Source organism: Staphylococcus sp. EG-SA-2, assembly GCF_017152085.1.
The window spans coordinates 1-505 of record NZ_JACYHC010000247.1 but is presented as its reverse complement, the minus strand read 5'-3'; the positions used below and the strand labels follow the sequence as shown (position 1 = coordinate 505).

Sequence of the window (505 nt, the reverse complement as noted above, 5' to 3'; positions counted from 1 at the left end):
ACCAAATATAGTATAGCCGTCATCAGTCAGTGTAATCATGTCTCTGGACTGATCGTATAAAGCGTATATTTTTAAATTATCTAAAGAATTATCTTTAAAAGGGGTATCTATTTTTACTGAATTGTTTGATAAATTAGAAAACTCTAAAATCTGATTATACCAATCAAGATATTCTTTTTTTAATTTTTTAGCATCAAACGTAGTCATATTATCCCTCCTTTATTCAAGGTCTTTTATATTTTTTTACTCTAAAAACGACATATACACATTATACAAGTTATAGATGTCGGGGAAATCTTTCAAGTTAATTTCATAAGCAAACCTATCCTTTTTATCACACTTATCATTATATATGTGAATATGACTTTTCGGAGCGATTATTCCATCTGGATTATCGTGAGTACCACCGTTAATATCTATTCTAACTAGGGTGTGATAGGTATCTTTGAAAATGATTGAAATTGAAAACCTATCTTTTTCTATGTTATCCCTTTTTATTGTTAAG

General features: G+C 28.3%; 2 protein-coding genes. Both read right to left on the bottom strand.

All coding sequences use genetic code 11. The annotated features are described in order from the left end of the window. Positions 1-207, bottom strand: a 207-nt coding sequence (locus tag IDG60_RS02400; protein ID WP_086032600.1) for a DUF1828 domain-containing protein, incomplete at its 3' end; no start/stop codon positions are given. Between the two features lie 36 nt (positions 208-243). Then, the coding region (locus tag IDG60_RS02395; protein ID WP_481906074.1) for a DUF6978 family protein at positions 244-505 on the bottom strand (262 nt) is incomplete at its 5' end.